The 21,257-nt window shown below is 66.7% G+C and carries 10 protein-coding genes; 9 read left to right on the forward strand and 1 reads right to left on the reverse strand.

Going from position 1 to position 21,257, the window contains the following annotated elements:
* Window positions 1-10 precede the first annotated feature (10 nt).
* The 9 genes from BKA23_RS16655 (at window position 11) to BKA23_RS16695 (ending at window position 19,340) form a co-directional block, all read left to right on the forward strand.
* Window positions 11-1,399 (forward strand): hypothetical protein, encoded by a 1,389-nt coding sequence (locus BKA23_RS16655; RefSeq protein WP_145230603.1) that lies wholly within the window; start codon window positions 11-13, stop codon window positions 1,397-1,399.
* Entirely contained in the window at window positions 1,396-2,922 is a 1,527-nt protein-coding gene (locus BKA23_RS16660) for an SCO6880 family protein (protein WP_145230605.1), read from the forward strand. The genes BKA23_RS16655 and BKA23_RS16660 overlap by 4 nt, the downstream gene beginning before the upstream one ends.
* Window positions 2,922-4,613: a hypothetical protein gene (locus BKA23_RS16665; protein WP_145230606.1), complete on the forward strand. Its 1,692-nt coding sequence runs from the start codon at window positions 2,922-2,924 to the stop codon at window positions 4,611-4,613. Before BKA23_RS16660 ends, BKA23_RS16665 begins: the two co-directional genes overlap by 1 nt.
* On the forward strand, window positions 4,613-6,628 hold the full coding sequence (locus tag BKA23_RS16670) for a type IV secretory system conjugative DNA transfer family protein (RefSeq protein WP_145230608.1): 2,016 nt from the start codon (window positions 4,613-4,615) through the stop codon (window positions 6,626-6,628). The genes BKA23_RS16665 and BKA23_RS16670 overlap by 1 nt, the downstream gene beginning before the upstream one ends.
* Complete coding sequence (locus tag BKA23_RS16675) at window positions 6,625-7,854, forward strand: DUF4913 domain-containing protein (RefSeq protein ID WP_145230610.1); 1,230 nt, start codon at window positions 6,625-6,627, stop codon at window positions 7,852-7,854. Before BKA23_RS16670 ends, BKA23_RS16675 begins: the two co-directional genes overlap by 4 nt.
* Window positions 7,851-11,195 (forward strand): toprim domain-containing protein, encoded by a 3,345-nt coding sequence (locus BKA23_RS16680; RefSeq protein ID WP_145230612.1) that lies wholly within the window; start codon window positions 7,851-7,853, stop codon window positions 11,193-11,195. Before BKA23_RS16675 ends, BKA23_RS16680 begins: the two co-directional genes overlap by 4 nt.
* Before the next feature lie 583 nt (window positions 11,196-11,778).
* Window positions 11,779-12,192 carry a hypothetical protein gene (locus BKA23_RS16685; RefSeq protein ID WP_145230614.1) on the forward strand — a complete coding sequence of 138 codons (414 nt, stop codon included), beginning with the start codon at window positions 11,779-11,781 and terminating at the stop codon, window positions 12,190-12,192.
* 872 nt (window positions 12,193-13,064) lie between these two features.
* Window positions 13,065-16,946 carry a beta strand repeat-containing protein gene (locus BKA23_RS16690; protein WP_211841777.1) on the forward strand — a complete coding sequence of 1,294 codons (3,882 nt, stop codon included), beginning with the start codon at window positions 13,065-13,067 and terminating at the stop codon, window positions 16,944-16,946.
* A gap of 483 nt (window positions 16,947-17,429) precedes the next feature.
* Window positions 17,430-19,340, forward strand: a complete 1,911-nt coding sequence (locus BKA23_RS16695; protein WP_170226660.1) for a cutinase family protein — start codon at window positions 17,430-17,432, stop codon at window positions 19,338-19,340.
* 89 nt (window positions 19,341-19,429) lie between these two features.
* Here BKA23_RS16695 and BKA23_RS16700 read toward each other — a convergent pair whose 3' ends face one another.
* Window positions 19,430-21,238, reverse strand: coding sequence for a relaxase/mobilization nuclease domain-containing protein (locus BKA23_RS16700; RefSeq protein WP_425473785.1), 1,809 nt, complete (start codon window positions 21,236-21,238; stop codon window positions 19,430-19,432).
* Window positions 21,239-21,257 lie beyond the last annotated feature (19 nt).

Raw genomic sequence — 21,257 nt, forward strand, 5'->3', positions numbered from 1 at the left:
CGCGGCCACGATGACACCGCACACCATCTGGTGCCCGGTGGTGTGCTCGGTCGCTAAAAGCGCGGCGCAGTCGGGGTTCGCCTCGGTTGTGGGTGACCTGGCCGACGGTGCGCAGTACATGCTGAAATTCCTGGCGGCGTTCTGGATGAACGTCCCTGACCCGCAGGTGTCCGGCGGGAGCACGGCCGGACAGTTGGCGCTCTTGACCAACGCCCAGCAGCCGGTCGTGCTGGCCTTCGCCTCGTTGGGGTTCTTGGCTGGGCTGGTCCAGGTGATCTGGAGCAATCGAGCAGCGGAATCGGCCAAGAATCTCGTGCGCGGATTGATGGTGATGGTGACCGCGAACGCGCTGGCGTTGGGGGTCACTCAGCTGCTGCTGACCAGTGGTGACGCCTACTCCACCTGGATCCTGCAGCAGGCCACCGGTGCCAGCAACGGCCAAGACGCATTCTCGGCCATCATCATGGCGATCTTGCCGTCCTCGGCCTCGACCGGTGGTGGTGCGCTGGGCGCGTGGTTCATCTTGGCGATACTGCTGATCTTGGCCTCCATGGTGCAGGTCGTCTTCATGATCGTGCGTGGCGGGATCATCTACTGCCTCGTCGTTTTTTTGCCCTACTCCTCGGCCACCGCCTACAGCGAGGACGGGTGGGCCCGGTTCAAGCGGCTGGCCATGCTGCTGTTCGCGTTCACGATCTACAAGCCGGTCGCGGCGACGATCTACGCGACGGGGTTCAAGGTCTTGCACTCACCCACCAACCCCGATCAGGTCCTGTCGTCTCTGATGTCCGGGGTGTACGGGCTGACCATTCTGATCCTCGCTGCGATCGCGTTGCCGGCATTGATCAAGTTCCTCCTGCCGGTCGCAGCGATGGGTAGCTCGAGCGCGTTCAGTGGCGGTGCTGCCCTGGCAGCTTTGGGTACGGGAGCAGCGATGCTCGCCGGCGGCGGGGCCAAAGGCGGCGCCGGGGCAGCGGCCGGTGGTGGCGCAGGGCTGACTCAAACCGGCGGGTCAAGCGGCCCGATCAGCGGTGGCCCGGCGGACGGTAGCGGCGCCGGCCCGACCGCGCCCGGCGGCGGAGGTGGTGGCAGCGGCGCTGTCCCAGATGCCGGCGGCGGAGGCACCGGCACCGCAGAGGCAGGCGCGAGCGGTAGCAGTAGCGCCGGAGGTGGTGGTGCCGGTGCGGCCGACTCGGGCGCTGGCGGTGCTGCTGGTGCTGGTGCTGGTGGCGGGTCGGAGCAGACGGCCCCGATGCCGACCGGCGCCGCTTCGGACAGTGCCGGCGGATCCGGTGCGGCGGGATCGAAGGCCGCGCAGCTGGTGGGCGCGGCATTGCAGCAGGTCGGGTCGTCCGCGGACAGCGCGGTCGGTGACGGAGCGGAAAGGACGAGCTGGTGAGTACGGACTCGATGATGCAGGAACCGACACGGCGGACCTACGGGCCGCTGCGCAAGATCGGGTGGCCTGGCGTGTGGGGAATACCGCCGTTGTTCCTGGGCACGTTGGCGTTGGGAGCGTTGGTGGGAGTCGCGCTCACGGTCGCCCACCAGTGGCTGGCGCTGGCCGTGCTGGTGGCCGTCATGGTCACGGGCACGGCAATCATGCTCAAACCCAGCAGCAATGGACAGAACACCTACGAGCGGCAAGCGCACAAGCAGATGGGTCGGTTCCGGCACCTGAGCCGCAAGGACGTGCTGCTGCAGGGCCCGGCCGGGCGCACCCCGGACGGCAAGTGCCGCCTGCCGGGGCTGGCGGCTCAGATGGAGCTGACGGAGTGGGCAGACCCGCTGGGCCGCACGTTCGCGATGCTGAGCGTGCCCTCGACCAAGCACCACACCATCGTGTTGAAGTGCCAGGCCGCGGGGATCCCCGGCCTGGATCAGGGCGTCCTGGATTCGATGGTGGCGCACTGGTCGGAGTGGCTGGGCTCGCTGGGGGAGACCGGCACGATCGTGGCCGCCTCGGCGGTCATCGAGTCCGCGCCGGGCACCCACCAGCAGGTCGAGCAGGACGTGCTGTCCGATCTGGATCCTGATGCGCCGCCGGCGGCGCTGGACGCGGTCCGGCAGACGGTCGCGATGATGGCCGGCGCACCGACGATCAACACGTGGATCACGCTCACTTTCACCGGTGAACCGAAGATCCAGGACGTCAAGCCCCGCACCTACTCGGTCTCGGAGATGGCGGAGGAGATCTCCTCCCGGCTGCCGGCACTGCTGGCCGGGTTGGCGGCCACGGGTGCCGGTGAGGGAGTGCAGGCGTGCGCCGGGCAGGAGCTCGTCGACGCCGTCCGGGTGGCGTTCGACCCGTCCGTTGCCTCCGACGTCGCCGAGGCGCAGCTGCACCACGGCGGCACCGGTCTGACGTGGGATGTGGCTGGTCCGGTCGCGCACACCGCAGGCGAGGACGTCTACGCCCACGACGGTGCCGTGTCGCGCACCTGGTACCTGTTCAAGCCGCCGCGGCGTGCGGTGGTGGAAAACATTCTTGAGCCGCTGCTGGCACCGCATGCAGCGGTGTCACGCAAGCGGGTCGCGATCTTGTACCGGCCCTCGACGCCGGCGGCGTCGGCGGCACAGGTGGATCGCGATGTGCGGAACGCGACCTGGTCGATGAGCACCCGCAAACGCAAGACCCCGGCCGCGCAGAAGGAGAAGCGGCTGGCCGAGCAGGCCGAGCGGGAAGAGGACCAAGGCGCGACGTTGGTTCGGATGGGCATCGTGGTGACCGCGACCGCGACCACCCGTGAAGAGCTGGACATTGCCTCCTCGGCGGTGCTGTCTCAGCTGTCAGCTCCGCGTCGGTTGTACCTGCGGGTGGCGCGAGGCTCCCAGGACGTGGCGTTCACCGCGTCGCTGCCGATCGGTCTGGTGCTGCCGGCTCACATGCTGGTGCCCGAGTCGCTGCAGGAGGTCATGTGATGAGCACCGACACTGCCACTCGCAGCGAGGAGATCGCCACCACTGACCCGCAGCCCGACGTGGACGCGGCCCCGGTGTCGCGGTCCGCGCGACGAGCTGCGCGGCGCCCTCGGCCGACACTGCCCGCTCGGGGTCACCGGCCTGGCCGGCGGTCGGTGAGGGCGCGGATCCAACGCAAGAGGGAACTGCGCGCGGCAGCCGCGCAGCAGCCCGGCAGACGGGGCTGGAACTGCCGCGGCGGCGGAGGCGTGCTGATGATCGACACACCGCCGGAGTTCCGGGCCAGCAATCTGCAGGTCGCCGGGTTCTGGCCGTTCGCGGCCGGTTCCGGCACACCGCGGGTGGGTGTGCCGCTGGGGAGTTCCTTGTTCACCGGCACCCTGTTCTGCGCGGATCCGCTGCATTACTTCCTGGCGCGGCTGGTGAAGAACCCGTCGGCGTTCATCCTCGGGCTGCCAGGGTTGGGCAAGTCCACGCTGATCCGCAAGATGTTGGTCGGGCTGCGGTCCAAGGGTGTGATCCCGCTGGTGTTGTCCGACCTGCGCCCGGACTACACCGACCTGATGACCTCGCCGCTGATGGCCGGGGACGTGTGCCACGTCGGCCCGGCCCGCGACACGATGAACCCGATTGATCTGGGACCGATGGCGGCCCGGATCGAAGAGCTGCCGGCGGAAGTGACCCGCCCGGACGGGTCGATTGAACGGCCCCGCGCGGAGGCGGTGGCCGACCTGGTCGCGCGCCGGTACAACTTGGTCGCCGGCCTGTTGGAGCTCAACCGGGGCCAGCGGCTGCTGACCCATGAACGCAACGTGTTGGCCACCGCGCTGCGGATGCTGGACGAGCGCGAGCAGGAGCAGGTGATGCACGACCTGCGCGAGCTGATCGAGGCCATGCCTGCGCAGCTGGCCGAGCGTTCGGGGTGCCGGCAGGACCCGACCGCGTATGCCGCCCGCACCTTGGCCCTGATCGACGACGTGCGCGCGTTCGAGGAAGGCGGGGAGTACGGCGACGTGTTCGCTCGCCCGACCACGGTCCGTCTGGATTACCGACGGCCGGCCTCGTTCGACATGTCGGCGGTGCGGGAGGCATCCCCGACGGTGCAGGCCGGGCTGCAGCTGGTGTGCTGGACGTTCGGGTCGGCGCAGGCCTCCATCGCGCAGGCACTGTCCCGCCACGGCATCGAGAAGCAGCGCTCCTACCTGGTGGTGATGGACGAGCTGTGGCTGATCTTGTCGGCCTCGGTGTTCATGGTCGACCGGATCAACGAGCTGTCCCGGCTGAATCGTGCGCGGATGATCACGCAGGTGCTGTGCACGCACACCATGAAAGACCTCGAGCTGGGCGACGATCTGGCCACCGCGAAAGCGCAGGGGTTCGTCGAACGTGCCGGGATGGTGTTCATGGGTGGGCTGCCTCCCGAGGAACTGTCCGGTTTGAAACGAGTTTTCAAGCTGTCCGACAAAGAGCAGCAGATGGTGCAGGACTGGTCGCTGGAAGGCCCGATCAACCCGGCCACCAAGAAGGTCGACAACCCGCCCGGGCAGGGCAACTTCCTGGTCAAGACCGGCCCCAAACCCGGCATGCCGTTCCACGTCACTCTCACCGCATCCGAGCGGGATCTGTCCAACACCAACCGGGAGTGGGAAAACCTGCAGGACTCCTGGGTGCAACGCGGGCAGGGCGCCTGATGGCCACGCACACGCGCCGGCCGAACAAACGCCGCTCGCCCGGTTCCGGCAACACCGGTGCCCTGATCTTGGGCGCCGGTGTTGCCGGTGTGCTGCTGCTGGTTGCGGTGGTCTTCGGTGCCGCGTGGGTCACCGGTCTGGGTCACGGGTCGGTCGGCGGATGGGTCACCGACGCCGGAGGTGGCCCGCGCTGGTCGACGACGTCGACGCTGGTGTTGGTTCTGGTGCTGTTGGTCGTCGGGCTGCTGGTGTCGCCGTTGGCGTGGGTGGGGTGGCGGCAGTGGCGGTCACGGGAATGGACTGACTCGCTGGCGAAAGCGATGCATAGCCGCCGCGACCTAAAGGAGATCACCCGCAAAGCTGCCAACAGAGATGCTCGACGCCTGGACTCGGCGCACGCAGGGGTGGGTCTGCCGTTGGGTGTGGCGGTCCTGGCACATCAGAAGCTGTACGGGCTGTATGAGTGGTCGCAGGTGTGGATTATGGGCACGAGGGCGGGCAAGTCCCGCTCGGTCGCGATCCCGCAGGTGATGACCCACCACGGGCCGGTGGTCACCACTAGCAACAAGCCAGACGTGCGCGCGTTGACGTCCGGTCCGCGCAGCGAGCTGGGGCGGGTGTGGACTCAGGACCCGCAGGGCATCGCCCGGCAGCCGGCGACCTGGTGGTGGAACCCGGTCTCGTTCGTGACGTCGGTGGAACGGGCCGACAAGCTCGTCGAAGTGCTGGCCGCTGCACGGACTGTGGGCGATATGTCCGGGCTGGACCCCTACTTCGAGCCCGAGGGTCGCAAGCTGGCCTCCTCGATGCTGCTGGCCGCCCGAGTGGGCGGGCAGATGATGACCCGTCTGCCGGACTGGCTGACCGGGTTCACCCCCGCCACGGGCGTCCCGAATCCCGCCGAGCTGCTGGAAGCAGCCGGCCTGGACATGGTCGCCAAAGACATCCGCGCCTGGTGGGCGCTGGATCAGGGGCAGCGTGATGGTGTGTTCGGTACCGCCCGCTCGTTCCTGGGGTTCCTGCGCGACCCGCGGTACTCCGCATGGATGGCACCGACCGGCGTCGACGACGACCGGCCGCAGTTCAGCCCGGAAGCGTTCGTGCGATCCGAGGCCGACACCCTGTACCTGCTGTCGAAAGAGGGCGCCGGGTCGGCTCGGGCGCTGACCGCGGGCCTGACCGTCGCGGTCTACACCGCGGCGGAGGACCTGGCCGAAGAACGCGGCGGCCGCGTCCCGACCCCGATTCTGTTCCTGCTGGATGAGGCAGCCAACGTCTGCCGTTGGCCTGAGCTGCCGGGCCTCTACAGCCACGCGGGCGGCAAGGGCATCATCCTGGTCACCATCCTGCAGTCCCGAGTCCAAGGCCAAAACACTTGGGGCGTCGACCAATTCGAGATGATGTGGTCCGCCGCGAACATCGCAGCCGCCGGCCGCGGCCTCAACGACGCACGGCACGTTGCTGACTTGGCTGCGCTCATCGGTGACCGCCAAGTCTTGACGTCCTCGCGCTCGATCGGCAGCCACGGCCACCGCTCGACGTCCCGTCAGAATCAGGATGAGCGGATCTTCACCGAGGCCGACCTGCGCGCTCTGCCGCGTGGTCGGGCGATCCTGTTTGTCTCCGGTGCGCGCGCCATTCTGCTCGAACTGGTCGACTTCTCCAGCTACGAATGGGCCTGGAAATGCGAGGCGTCCGCCGCGTTCTTCTTGGAAGAGTCCGGCATCGACACCCTCGTCGACGATGGCGGTGCAGGTACCGCAGAGGCCGGGATGCTGCTGCCGCTGACGGATGAACAGATCCGTCAGCACCAAGACGGTCAGCGGCGGGTCGCCGAGGCGGACCCGGATGCGTTGGTGGTGTCGGCCAGTCCCGCGCAGGTGCAGCTATGGGTGAGTGAGCTGGTCGACGAGCAGCACATTCGCGTCGGGGTGGGCCGGTTCTCTCGCCGCACCCTGAACCCGGAGGCTGCTTCACCGGCCGACGTCGACGACCACGGGGGAGAGCAGTCATGAAACCCAGCACCCCAAGGCGGCGGGGCGGGCGCTCCGCGGCTCCGGCACAGGCCGCGCCTGCGGCACCGGCCGCGCAGCCCACGGCGCGCCCCGATAAAGCGCCAGGCACGGACCCGGTCGCGCAGGCCGCCGCCGTCGTCCGCGCCGCGTATGACGCCCTGCTGGACGCCCAAGGTCAGGTAGCGGTCGCGACCGCGCAGCTGGACGAAGCACGCGCGGCAGCGCCACGGCTCAGTCCACGGTTGGCGGCCGCCGCAGATGCGGTCGACGCCGCGAGATCCGCGCAGGCCACGGCGGACGCCTCCCTCGATGCGGCGGATCGCGTGCTGGCGGACCGGGACGGCGCAGTCCGGGTGGCCGAGGCGAAACTGGAGGAACTGAACACCTCCACCCAAGCGGTCGGTGTCGGGCAGCTGGTCGCGGCCGAGGAGCGGCAGGCCAAAGCGGTCCGTGACCGTGCCGCGGCCGCGGAGGAGCTGTCGGCGGCGCGCCGCGTCGCCCAGCGCTCCGAGCAAGAGCTGACTGCTGCGCAGGAGCACTTGGAGCAGGTGAGAGCCGACCCAGGGCCTGGCCCGGCGTCGGTGGTCTCGGCCGACACGAAGCTCGCGAAGCTGCGCCGGGCACAGGCCGCGGCGGAGGGTGCGTATGCCGACGCGCAGCAGGCACACCGCCAGGTCGCCGCCGACGCCGCCAAGGGCAACCCGCTTGCCGGACCGCGCCTGCAGCACTTCCAATCGTTGGAGGAGTTCGTCAGCGACTACGTGCTGGAGAACTGGGAACGCGACAACGGCAGCACGCACACGGATCTGCGCTGGTGCGCGAAGTGGTGGGAGCACCCGGAGGCGATCACCCGCCTGGAGCACGTGTGGGAGGCATTCGAAGCGGCGCGGCGGGAACCACCGCCGGCGATGAGCTCGTGGTGGCGAGACCACCTCGATCACCACATGGCCCGCCTGACCGACCCGCGCGGCCCGTTCGAGCACTGCGACCACACCACCGGCACCCACCGGTGCCTGCCGCCCTGGAACGCAGACCCGGCCCCTGACGGGCTGTTCGAGGACACCTTCGAATCCGAAACCGCGATCGAGCGGGCCAAGGTCCGTGACATCGCAGACCAACGTGCAGCTCACCACGCCGCGGTCGCCGAGGTCCCGGTCGACGCGGCAGCTGAGCACCCCAACACCGACCAGACCACACCGATCCCGACAGAAGGAGTAGGCGCATGAGCCACATGCACGAAGAACTCGAAGTGGGTCAGCACCTGGACCAAGCCCTACGGACCGCCGTGACATCGCTGGCGCAACTGATGGAGCGGATGTCTCGGTCTGCTACGGACAAGAACCGTGCCGCGGCCGCCGCTGAGCGCGATCGCGCCCAGGCGTTGGCGGGGCAGCAGCGACAGTCCGAAGCGCAGCAGCGGTCCGAGCAGCTGGATTCCAAACGTGCCGCGGAACGGGCGTGGCTGGACCAGCGCGACGCCGCTCGGCACGCTTACGGTCCGTGGACCCGCGACACCGCGGTCGAGCGCGGAGACCGGTTGTCTGCCTCCCGCGCGTGGGCGCGGGCCGCGGGATGGGCCGAGCAGGATCCGCGCGCGGCCGAGGCCGCGGCAAACCTGCACGATCGGATCGTGTCCGCGTTCGGTGTCGAGCCGGCGGCGATCCTGGCCAGCGTCGAGACCGGCACCGGCCACCCCACCGGGGTGCCCGCCGGGCGGATGAGCGTCCGCGAAGCAGCGGACCTGGCCGACAAGTACGCCCCGCACTACTACACCGCCCACCACGCTGACCGGCTCGGACCGATCCGGGGCGGGGGACCGGCAAACCCAGTGCAGGAGAAGTTCGTCGCGGACTGGCGGCACTGGGCGCAGCACTGCGACCTGCCCCGGGACACCCTCATGCGGGAGTGGGCACGCCACACCGGGCTGGCCGACTTGCTCGACGACGCCCGTTTCGCCGGCGAACCCGCCGAACAGGGCCGAGCGTTGGCCGACGTCTGGGACGCCGACGCTCCCACCCGGGAGCAGCAGGAGTACCAGGCACAGCAGCAGCGGCTGGCGGCTGCCGGCCTGCCAGACGACCCCGCCGTCGGCACCCAGCTGGTGGCCGGGGACAGGTCCTACCTGCGTACCGGTGAAATCCCCACGACCGATCAGCCGCGTCTGGCGCAGGCGTGGCGGTCGGCCGCATACGCCGCGGCGGTCGACCCGTCCGATCAGGCCGCTGCCGCCGCTCAGGAGAACATCGCGTCGATGTTCCAGCGCCGCTGGAACATCGACCCCGCCACGTACTTGGCCGATGCGGTGCACGACCTGGCCGTCACCGGCACCGACCGCACCCGCCAGGCCGACCACGACGCCCGCGTCGCTGCGCAGACGGGGCAGCTGCAATCAGGGGCAGAAGAGATCTCCTCAGCAGCGACCGCTGTCGTCGACGAGGGGGAGCTGGTGGTGCTGCCAGCGAACAAGGCGAACCCCGACCGGGGAGTGTCACCGACCAAGGCCGCGACAGATGAGGAGCGCCAGCACCGGCAGCAGGCGTGGGTGCAGGCATTCGAAACGTTCATGGGCAGCGAGCCGGGAGACGCGTTCGCGCAGGCTGAGTCCGCCTCGGCGTGGAACGCACTGGATATCAAAGACCGGTGGCCGCTGTTCTGGAAGGAGTACGACACCGAGCGGGCGCGCACTGTGCGCACCCCGAACGCGGAGGCCTTCGTCGCCGCCGGCCGCGGCACCCTGCCCGGCGCCGTCGCAGATCCGGCACCGCAGCTGCAGCAAAAGCCGGCGGCCACGGTGGTCGAGGAAGAGCGCGAGGATCAGACGACCCAGCAAAGTCCGGTCGCGACAACGGAGGCCCCGGTCGCGGATCGCGGAGCCGCCCCGTCTAAAGCGGCCACCGCGGCCGAGCGCGATCACCGCGCTCGGTCCTGGCAGCTCGCCGAAGCGCGCTACCGCGACGGCTTGGACCCCTCGATGACACCGGAGCAGGCCGGGAAAGCGTGGGCGGAACTGCCGACCAGTGAGCGGTACCAACGGTATTGGGCGGTCTACGACGAGCCAACCGCACAAGAGACCCCCGGACCACAGAACGCTCAGACCAGCGAACCATTAACCACGGCGCCGCTCGACGAGCCAACGGCCGCCGCTGCGCCGGCCGAGCTCGAGGCGGTGTCGCGGGAGCGGGTGCTCGAGCTGAACGAGTCCGCCGCAGTCTTCTATGCCGACCAGCTGCGGCCGGGCACTGCCGGTCATGAGTACATCGCCGACCGGGTCGGTGAGCAGGCGATCACCAGTGGGCAGTGGCGGCTGGGATACGCGCCGGGGGAGTGGACCGGTCTGGCCCGGCACCTGCGGGATCAGGTCGGCGCCACCGATGCCGAAATCGTGGCCGCGGGCCTTGGCCGGGTCTCCTCCCGCGGCAACGTCATTGATGCCTTCCGCAACCGGGCCATGGCCGCGATCACCGACACCGACGGGTCGGTGGTCGGGTTCTACGGCCGCGACCTGACCGGGGAAGACCGCAACCCCAAGCACCTGAACACAGGCAGCACACCGGCCTACAGCAAGGGCGAGCACGTCTTCGGCCTGCATGAGGCCACCAGCGGTGGCCGGCTCGTGCGCGCGGAGGCCATGTTCGATGCGATCGCGCTCACCGAGGCCAGTGACGGGCAACTGCAAGGCATCGCACCATTGGGGACCGCACTCACCGACGCCCAGGCCGACAAGATCGCCGCGGCCGCGCGCACCCGCGAGGACCGCCGCGTGTGGGTCGCGACCGACAACGATGCAGGCGGCCGGCGGCAGGTCGAAACCGACTTCTGGAAATTCACCGGACGCGGTCTTGACGTGCGCGAGATCGGCCTGGCCGCTGGCGCCGATCCGGCGCAGATGTGGCAAGAGAGCCCCGAAAAGCTCACCGCTCTGGTGTCCTACCCGGACCTGGCCAACTCGGCCGCGCTCGGCGTCATGGACACCACTATCGGCCGTGAACGCGACGCGCTCACCGTCGGCGACGCCGACGCGTTCGAGCGGCTGGACGTCGTCGAGCACGAACTGTCCTCGATGGTGGCCACGGACCTCGACCGGGATCTGCTGCGCACGCACGTGCAAGCCGAGCTCGATCGGCTCCGCACCCGTGAAACGGACACCAGCACCCGATCCGGGCAAGTCCTCGATCAGCTCGATGCAACCCGGGAACAGGAGGACGCCCACGATGCGCCCCAGGTGCAGGACGGTGAACGAGAGCAGCAGCTGCGCGACCAGCAAGCCGAGCTGCGCGAAGAAGCATCAACAGCCTACGGACAGGAGCAGCTCGCCCAAAGCGAGCTGGCGAACGACGCCGTAGCAGCTGAGACTGAGGTGGTGGTGCCCTACAACCGCGCCGCCGCCAGCGACCTGTCCCAGGTGTCACCGCAAGCGGCAAGGGCTCGAGCGGTGTCCGCGCACGGGTTCTCCCGCAGCACCCAGGCAGCCCTCGACGACACCCACGCCGCAGGGAAGCAGTGGCAACCGCGACGCGGCAGCGGCCAGGATCAGCAGAACTCCCGTACCAAAGGCATGCGCCGATGATCTGCCAACCCTGCCGCGAGCCCCACGAGGCGGGTGACTGCATCGACACCGTCGCCGGCCGTGAATACCCGTTCCGGCACTGCGCCTGCCAGCACAAGCAAGGCGTCTGGGTGCACCAAGAAGCGCTTTCACCTAAGACCGACTCGGATCAGGCGCCTGAGACAAGCGCGGCCACGACCACAGATACCCAGGGTGACCGGCCACCAGACTGATCACCACAGGGTCGCGCTCTTCACTCCCGCCCTTCTCAAAGAATGGTTCGCCGCGGTAGCTGGCGAACGATTGCTGGAGGGGGAACACTCGGCGCATGGCGAACCATCGTGTGACCGTTCGGACCGGTGGGCTGGCACTGAGTCGTCAGCCTCTAGAAATCGAAGTCGTAAGCGACGGCCGAAAACTGGGAGATCTCGCAATCAGTCGCGGTGGGCTGCGGTGGAAGACGCGAAACGCAAAGACCGCCAAGCTCGTTTCGTGGGAGCGGCTAGCGCACGTTCTGGACGCCACTACAGGCGTCGGAACGTCCACAAATGGTGCCAATATGAGGTCGTACGGTCATGCTTGCCCGCGCTGCACGCTGGCCACGATGGACGATGCACCCGAAGAGGTCGAGGGCTCGGCATGGGGAAAGTACTCGCATCAGTGCCCATTGTGCGGAATGGGTGTGCTGCACGACACCGACTGGGAACCCCTGCTGTTGAGCAATATGGACGATCTTTTACAAGCGCTCCAGCTGTCCAACTGGGACGAGTTCGAGTCCTGGGTCAGCGATTTCACCGATGACCATGTAGAGGTCGAGCAAGGTTCGTCGATGGAAGGAAGTGACGGAGTCAGGACGTGCGGCGGGGGATTCGGCCAAGGGTTTGAGTTTCCAGGCGATCTCCGTGAACTCATCGCCGATCTGCAAAGCGCGGAAGACTGCGCCCGCAAGGACTGGGAAAGTTTCACCGGCGAAGCGGCACGACGCCTCGTACCCCTATCTGAGATCAGCGGCTGGTAACCAACAGCCGACTCAGACCAGACACATCCTGCCGAATGCTCAGGTCTTGGCCGTTCCAATTTCCATGACCTCGCCCACGATCCGGGCGGACGGTCTCTGTGCGACTCGATTTAGAAGATCAGCTCGGGTCGGCACCGCCGGAGTGATCGGATCGACCGGTGGGTGTTCCGTGGTGCACCCCTTGGATCGCGCGACCCACAACGGGGACAAGGCTGGCGTACGTGGCTGGCCCTCGACAGATGGCGTGCCGGGTCCGCCGGGAAGTTCTTGCAGACGCGCGGTCGCGGCCGACAATTCTCGGGTCACGCGCTGCGCGGCCGCGAGTTCACCTCGGGCTCGTGCCGCGTCGTCGATTGCGGCGACGGTGCGCGCGAACTGCTGCATGACCGGGCCCAGCCGGCGGTGGCTGTAGGCGCGCGTCGCAAGGACCAGTTGACGTTCCGGAGTTCGACGTGGGTCGGTCCCGCCTGCGGCGCGGACGTCCTCTCAAAAAGTTCGTGGGGCAAACCAATCTGTCAGAGCCACAGAGGCAACCGCCGATGACCAGGCGGGCGAACCTCAGGAATCCACCCCAGAAGGTGCACCATGAGCCGAGCTTCACTGGTCATGCCTCCGCCCGACGCTAAGACCCGGCGAACCACCGCACGCGAAAGCTCTAGCGCGCACACCTGACAGGTGTGTAGCTTGCCCATCGTGGCGTGATCGCCTCCCGCGAATCCGCGGTTCTTTGACGGGTGGGATGGGCCATGGTCCGACGTTTTCTGGTAGCTCTCCTAGTCGCAGCACTAGCAACGCTCGGCTTGTTTTCCGCCCCACCGACAGCGACAGCATCGACGAGAGCGGCCGCCACGCACATACTCGCGGCGACGTCGGTGTCAGGGTGGTCCACGACCAGTGCATCGGCCACGACCGGGTACACCTTCACGACAGCGGTACGCGTCAAGACCGGGAACTCGTTCACCCAACGATCCGTCAGGGTGCAACGCGCGCCGTACGGGTCGACGTCATGGGCGACAATCAGCACTCTCTCGACCTCGACCGCTGGGGCCGTCACCGTCGGCGTGAACGCGCCCACGATCGCTAAATGGATGTTCCGGCTCACCGTTCCCGCCACCGCCACCGCTGCTGGGTACACCACTGCTGCACGAACCATCACCGGCATCACTGGGGCAGCCACGGTCGTCACCGGATGGACGAGCGCAGCAGTGTCAGCGGTCAGCGGGTACACGCTCACAATCCCGATCACCATCAAAACCGGGGCCACCTATGTGACCCGACAGGTATCGGTGAGCCGTACCGTCGCCGGCACCTCGACGTGGACCACCCTGACCACGCTGACCACCTCAGCGGCGGGCACCATCACCGTGTCACTACCAGTGCCCGCCACCGGCGCATGGACCTACCGACTCACCGTCCCAGCTACCCAAACCGCGGCGCCGGTCTCGACTTCCTCACGCACGGTCACCGTGGTGCCTGCCTTGACCATCACGACCACCACCCTCCCGCACGCGACCAGCGGCACCAGCTACGCAGCAGCGCTGACCGCGACCGGGGGAGTTCCCCCCTACGCCTGGTCGGCGACGGGGCTCCCAGCCGGTCTGGCTCTCAACAGCGCCTCCGGTGTCATCAGCGGCACCCCGACCGCCGCTGTGACTGGGACCGTCACGATCCGCGTTACGACGATCAACGCCAACCCGGCCAGCAAGTCTTTCTCCCTCACCGTCGCCGCTGCCCCGCCGACAATCACCGCCGTGTCACCCTCCACAGGCCCGATGACTGGCGGCACCACCATCACCATCACGGGCACGAACATGACCGGTGCGACCGCCGTTCACATCGGTGCAGCTGCTGCGCCGAAGTTCACCGTCGTGAACTCGACCACCATCACCGCCACCCTGCCCGCCGCGACCACAGCAGGGGTCGTCAACGTCACCGTCACCACACCGACCGGGACCAGCAAGATCACCACGGCAGACCATTACACGTACCTGACCCAGTGCGGCACCCCCAGCGCAGTACGCGTGCAATACATCACGACCAGCCCCACCAAAAACACAACATGGGCACCCAGTTGCGCCGCCGTCTACGTCATCGAAAACAACGTCACCATCCCGAGCAAGACAACGCTGACCATTTTTCCCGGCACGATCGTGAAGTCCCAGGGCGCCGGGATCACCGTCGATGGCACCCTCAACGCGACCGGCACCCCCACCAACCCCGTCACCTTCACCTCCGCCGACGACAACAGCATCGGCGGCACCACCGGCACCGGCACACCCACACCCGGCGACTGGAACGGCATCTTTGGGAACTCCGGATCGTCCACCACGATCGCCAACGACCAAGTCCTGTATGCCGAGGCTTCGACCGCCGTCGGCACCCTATCGATCACCAACTCCACCCTGAACTACTGCTCAACTGACTGCATCTACGAAGGTTCAGTCCCCAGCGATCCGGTGATCACCGGCAACACCATCGGATCCAGCGCCAACGAAGCAGTCATCATCAGCGACAGCCCCGTGTCTCTGGCCCAACTCGGCCCCAACACCTTCACCGGCGGATCAGCATTCGGATCCATCGTGCTCGCCGGCGGTTCCTACGTGGACACCACCTCCACCTTCCCCACCACCGGCAGCCACGTCATCGGCATCGGCCCCGCCGGCGACGGCAGCGCCCTGACTATCGACAACGGTGTCACCGCCACCCTGCCCGCCGGCACGATCGTGAAGTCCCAGGGCGCCGGGATCACCGTCGATGGCACCCTCAACGCGACCGGCACCCCCACCAACCCCGTCACCTTCACCTCCGCCGACGACAACAGCATCGGCGGCACCACCGGCACCGGCACACCCACACCCGGCGACTGGAACGGCATCTTTGGGAACTCCGGATCGTCCACCACGATCGCCAACGACCAAGTCCTGTATGCCGAGGCTTCGACCGCCGTCGGCACCCTATCGATCACCAACTCCACCCTGAACTACTGCTCAACTGACTGCATCTACGAAGGTTCAGTCCCCAGCGATCCGGTGATCACCGGCAACACCATCGGATCCAGCGCCAACGAAGCAGTCATCATCAGCGACAGCCCCGTGTCTCTGGCCCAACTCGGCCCCAACACCTTCACCGGCGGATCAGCATTCGGATCCATCGTGCTCGCCGGCGGTTCCTACGTGGACACCACCTCCACCTTCCCCACCACCGGCAGCCACGTCATCGGCATCGGCCCCGCCGGCGACGGCAGCGCCCTGACTATCGACAACGGTGTCACCGCCACCCTGCCCGCCGGCACGATCGTGAAGTCCCAGGGCGCCGGGATCACCGTCGATGGCACCCTCAACGCGACCGGCACCCCCACCAACCCCGTCACCTTCACCTCCGCCGACGACAACAGCATCGGCGGCACCACCGGCACCGGCACACCCACACCCGGCGACTGGAACGGCATCTTTGGGAACTCCGGATCGTCCACCACGATCGCCAACGACCAAGTCCTGTATGCCGAGGCTTCGACCGCCGTCGGCACCCTATCGATCACCAACTCCACCCTGAACTACTGCTCAACTGACTGCATCTACGAAGGTTCAGTCCCCAGCGATCCGGTGATCACCGGCAACACCATCGGATCCAGCGCCAACGAAGCAGTCATCATCAGCGACAGCCCCGTGTCTCTGGCCCAACTCGGCCCCAACACCTTCACCGGCGGATCAGCATTCGGATCCATCGTGCTCGCCGGCGGTTCCTACGTGGACACCACCTCCACCTTCCCCACCACCGGCAGCCACGTCATCGGCATCGGCCCCGCCGGCGACGGCAGCGCCCTGACTATCGACAACGGTGTCACCGCCACCCTGCCCGCCGGCACGATCGTGAAGTCCCAGGGCGCCGGGATCACCGTCGATGGCACCCTCAACGCGACCGGCACCCCCACCAACCCCGTCACCTTCACCTCCGCCGACGACAACAGCATCGGCGGCACCACCGGCACCGGCACACCCACACCCGGCGACTGGAACGGCATCTTTGTTTCCGGAGCGATTACAGGGCAGGACCTGACGTCTGAGTACGCAGAGGTGGGCCTTGCCTACTCCAGCGTCTCATCGCAACTGTCGGGTTTGGCGGTCGATCACGATGGCACGGGACTCGATGTTTCCAGCGGAGAGTTCGGGTTCCGAGGCGAAGCGATCGGTGACGGGCAAGGCGTAGTCGCCTGCGATTGGGCCACCACCGGTGGATGCGGAGTCGATGCCGCATATGTGAACTGGGGTACAGCTGGCCCAACATCAGCGACATCCACCCCTTATGTGTGTGGTTCTGTGACCGTGTCACCGTGGAACGGTGGCCCTGCCTCAACCGCACCATCAATGTTCGCCGTCCCCAACTGCGACGGTTCACCGACACCGGGCACACAACTCGCTTCAGCAGGTCAGCAGTACGACCAAGCCATCGCTGACGCTCAGATCCAGTGTGACGACGGGTTCCAAGACGTGTGCGCTGAGATTCAGCAATCGCAGCAATGCCTGTCAGCTGCTCAAAAGCTTGCGGCCGAAAGCTTCCCGGTCCCGGTCACACCCACGGACACAGCTTCAGCATTCGGATCGCAAGTGGTGTCTCAAGGCAGCGCCTACCTGAGCAAGTCTGAGAGCCAGGCACTTTCAACAATTGGAAAGACCACAGGGTTCATTGGTCAGTTCCTGGGAGTGGTGACCGACATCGTCAACATCGCCTCGGCGTACAACTCATGTGATCCATGATCAGACGAGCCCGCAGAAGGCACGTCGCAGACTGGCAGCTCTTTGTTGAGTCGGACGACGCCTTCCGCAAAAACGTAGCGCTCCTCAGCGCCCGGATCTTAGGTTGTGCTCCGCCCGGACGGGTTCGATATCAGATAAGCCCGGCGCATACCGGGCTCAGCAAGGATCGGTGCAGCGATGCCGCAACGTCTTAGAGAACAAGGTCTGAGCCAAGCCGGGGTTTGGAAGCGAACCCGCAAAGTCATGGCAGTGGTCTCTTCTTTAGCACAGCGACTGCGTCTCCCTTCACCGGAGCCGCAGGTCCGTCGCGGGCTCCGTCGCTGCCTCATCCGCGCTCTAGCCATGACGTTAATGACAATCGGGCTGGTCACACCCGCTATCCCCGCCCGCGCCGCCAGCACCGCGCCAGATGCATCACGAGCAGCGAGTACCCCGGCCGGCGCAACCCCAGTCCTCACCTCAGTCACCTCAGCGTGCCAAAACGTGATCTACATCGGCGCCCGCGGATCCGGCGAGACCTACAACCAACCCGGATCCATCGGCTACCTCGGCGGCCCCGTCACCGTCGGACTCGACGCATTCGCCAGCCACCTAGCCGGATACCGGGTCGGGTACTACGGCATTCCCTACTCCGCAGATGCCGTTTTCCCCGACATCCCTTTCAACGTCCCGAAGTACTACGCCTCCATCGACACCGGGATCAACGACACGATCGCCTTCCTTAAGGCAAGGATGACCCGCTGCCCCCAGGAGCACTACGTCTTGGCCGGGTACTCCCAAGGTGCGATGGTCATGCACCGGGTCTTCTTCCTCATAGAACAAAACAAACTCACAAGTACCTCAGCCACACAACTACTGCCCCGCCTCGATGGTGTGCTCGCCATCGGAGACGGCGACCGAGTCGACTCCGAAGGCGGCACCCACTATGGCACCGCAAAAACCAGCGGCAGCTGGGGTCTTTCCTGGGGCGTTCTGGGATATGACGGAACCCAGTACAAGGCCGTCGACGCCCGGATTCCCAACCTGAAGCAGTGGCCATCCAGTCGCTTCCAAGACGTATGCATGGCCAACGATGCCGTCTGCGACTTCGACACGGCCTACATGCGTATCCCTAGCCCCGAATGGCTCGCCACCTTCGGGATCGCCGTTCACACAGCGTCATACCGCCCTCCGGCAGTCGGCGAAACCATCCTGGAACAAAGGTTCGCCGGAAAAGCAGTCGTATTTGTCGCGGCGGCGGCAATTAATATCGCGAACGTCACTCGCCAAACGCCCGCCGTAGTGACCGCCATACTCCCGCCCGGCGTGGTCGGGACGCCCTATTCTGCGACGCTGGCTGCGATCGGTGGAAGAGTCCCCTACGTCTGGTCTGTTGGCAATCTCCCACCCGGTCTCAGCCTTAATTCAACTACCGGAGTGATCACCGGCTCACCCACGACCGCCGCGGTGGCTTCCGTAGCGATCATGGTGAAAGACCACGTCGGAGCGACGGCATCAATAAGTTTGCCGTTGACAATTGCGCAAAGCGTGACTTGGAGAGCACCTCAGATGATCGACCCCAGCGGCTCTCCGAACTCCGTTTCGTGCCCGACCAGCTCGTTTTGTGTCGCCGTCGACGCCTACGGGAACGCACTGACCTTCAACGGGTCAGCCTGGAGCCAACCCGCCACTGTTGACTCCCACAGCCTGCTGTCGGTTTCGTGCCCAACCAGCTCATTCTGTGTCGCCGTCGACAACGACGGGAACGTACTGACCTACAACGGGTCAGCCTGGTCCGGCGCCAGCTCTGCCGACAGCGACAGCGGCCTAAACTCGGTGTCATGCGCCTCTAGTTCATTCTGTGTCGCCATGGACGGCAACGGAAATGCCATCACATACAACGGCACTACATGGAGCGCACCCACACTGGTGGATGCGGGTCAAGACGGTGCGATGCTCTCGGTTTCGTGCCCGACCAGCTTGTTCTGTGTCGCTTTTGACTCAAACGGGAACGCATTGACCTTCAACGGGACCGATTGGTCGACACCTGCACTGATTGACCCTTACGCCGCTGCTCATTCGGCTGGCGAGGCGCTTTCGGTATCATGCCCGAGCACCACTTTTTGCGCCGCCGTCGACGATTCTGGGTACGCTCTCACGTACAAAAATTCCACTTGGTCTGCACCCGCACCGTTGGATCAACCCGGAACTTTAAATTCGATATCCTGCGCACCCAGCATGTTTTGTGCGAATGCGGGAGGTACAAGCGCATCTACACTAAATGGGTCCGAGTGGTCAGTCCCAACCGGCATCGATACTGACCCAAACGGCGGTGGTCTAACGACCACATCCTGTGCTGCCGCGAATTTTTGCGCCGCATTCGATTACGCCGGGAATGTGCTCGAGTACAGGTAGTTCAGTGCAGGGCCTCTTGCGACTATTTCAAGATGCTCTCCGGCGATGTCTGGCACTCGGTGCGTAGGTTGCCACTACCACCGGCCGGCTCAACTCTTAGCCGGACCATTTCCCAAACCGCGTCTTGGCCGCCGTTCCTGCTCGGTTGTGTTGGCCGGCTTCGCGAAGTTGGTCGAGCCGGTCCCGGCTGAGAGGTCGGGTCGTCCGGATGGTGTGCCGTGGCGCAGCCCTTGGATAGCCCGGTACGCGGCGGGGGACAGAACTGGTTTGCGGTCCGCCTCGTCGACCGTCGCGTCGGGGCGTCCGAAGGGGAGTGCCTGCAGCCGGGTTGTTGCCGTGTCGATAGCGACCGCCAGCTGCGCGGTCGCACGGTGCGCGGCAGCGAGTTCGCCACGTGCGCGCGCGGCGTCGTCGATCGCGGCGAGGGTGCGCGAGAACTGTTGCATGACCGCGATCCAGCCGCGGTGAGTATCAGGGCTGGAGGCGCGCATCGCGAGCACTATTTGCCGTGCGGCGAGTTCGGCGCGGGTTGGCCCGGCCAGGGTAGGTGCAGCACGTCCGGGCGTGCGTGGGGTGGCGACTTGGGCGAGTTGGTCGGCGCCTCGGCCGAGCAGGTATTCGATCTTGACTGGCTCGACCGTCGCCACCGCTTGCGTGACCGCTGACCGGCCGCCGTCGACGACGGGCGAGTCGTCGATCGCGGGGGAGTGGCCTTCCAGTTGCTCGTCGACATCGGCGCCGGCGGTGGCGTCGAAAACTGGTGGCAGCGCCATCGTGGCCGCGACGCCGGCGGCGCGCAGCATCTGCTCGTTCCACGCGGCCGCGTCGCCCTGGTCCAGGTTGCGCAGTTCGGTGTTCCAGACCCGCAAGTGTTCGCTGGCCTGCCGCAGCGGCGTGCTTGGGTCGTCGACGTCGGTCACGGGTGTGGGTGCGATCTGCTCGTCCCACAACAGCCCGGCCCACTGCCGTGTTTCATCGGTTTCGGCTGCGTCCCATCGGGGCCGCAGTTTCCCGAGCGTGAGATCTCCGGCGAGCTGAGATGCGGTGTGCCAGCGCGCGTCCGGGTCACCGGCCAGGCGCACCTTGTACCCGCTCACTTGGCCGTCGGTGCCGCGGCGTGCGGCCTCGATCTGCACGTCGTTGGCGACGACCGCGTTCAAGAACTCCGCCTCCGTGGTCGACGACTCCGCAGCGGAGCGGACCGCGCGCTGCAGCAATACACGCTCCGGTACCGCCGGCTGCCCTGGCCGTGCAGTCTTAGCGGCTTGAGCGGCTTCACCGATCGTGTACGCCGGCAGCTGTTGCCCGTTGCGACCTTGGTCGTAGCCGCGGTCTTTCAGCGCGGTGATGAAGTCGTGCCGCTGCTCCATGTCGCGGCGCAGCTCTTGCAGTTTCGCGAAGTCGTATTGCGGTGGCATGCCCCACGCGCCGTCTGCGCGCACCAAACTCACCGCAATGTGGATGTGGTCGCATCCCTCCGACGAGACGCCGTGCCGGACCGCGACCCACGGGTTTCCATCCAAATCACCCGTCGACGACGCGAATCCCAATCCCTGCACGATCTCGGTCGCGACCGTCTGCCACTGCTCATCGGTGTACGCACCCTCGCCGGGGTCGAGAGAGGCAATGACGTGGTAGACGTGCTCCTTACCGACCTCGTCCGGTCCACCACCCGTGGCCAGCGTTGAAGAGGAAATACCCTTGCTCGGTCCGCCGGCCGCGACGGCCAGGTGCTCGCGGTAGGACGCGCGCCACTTGCCCTCCACGACCTTGCCCAGGTCCGTTGCCAGCTTCGAGGACAGTGCACCCTCGTACAGCATCGGCAGTGCGCCATAGCCGACGACCATGTGCTGGTCGCGGTGCTCGTCCTTCTTACCGGGGCCGTACAAGTACCGCATCAAACCGGGCATGCTCCGC

Origin of the sequence: Rudaeicoccus suwonensis, assembly GCF_007829035.1 — a bacterium.
Classification (GTDB): domain Bacteria; phylum Actinomycetota; class Actinomycetes; order Actinomycetales; family Dermatophilaceae; genus Rudaeicoccus; species Rudaeicoccus suwonensis.

Coding starts and splice junctions, on each gene's coding strand:
- BKA23_RS16655 (WP_145230603.1), top strand. CDS start 11: ATGACACCGCACACCATCTGGTGCCCGGTGGTGTGCTCGGTCGCTAAA.
- BKA23_RS16665 (WP_145230606.1), top strand. CDS start 2,922: ATGAGCACCGACACTGCCACTCGCAGCGAGGAGATCGCCACCACTGAC.
- BKA23_RS16670 (WP_145230608.1), top strand. CDS start 4,613: ATGGCCACGCACACGCGCCGGCCGAACAAACGCCGCTCGCCCGGTTCC.
- BKA23_RS16675 (WP_145230610.1), top strand. CDS start 6,625: ATGAAACCCAGCACCCCAAGGCGGCGGGGCGGGCGCTCCGCGGCTCCG.
- BKA23_RS16680 (WP_145230612.1), top strand. CDS start 7,851: ATGAGCCACATGCACGAAGAACTCGAAGTGGGTCAGCACCTGGACCAA.
- BKA23_RS16685 (WP_145230614.1), top strand. CDS start 11,779: ATGGACGATGCACCCGAAGAGGTCGAGGGCTCGGCATGGGGAAAGTAC.
- BKA23_RS16700 (WP_425473785.1), bottom strand. CDS start 21,238: ATGCGGTACTTGTACGGCCCCGGTAAGAAGGACGAGCACCGCGACCAG.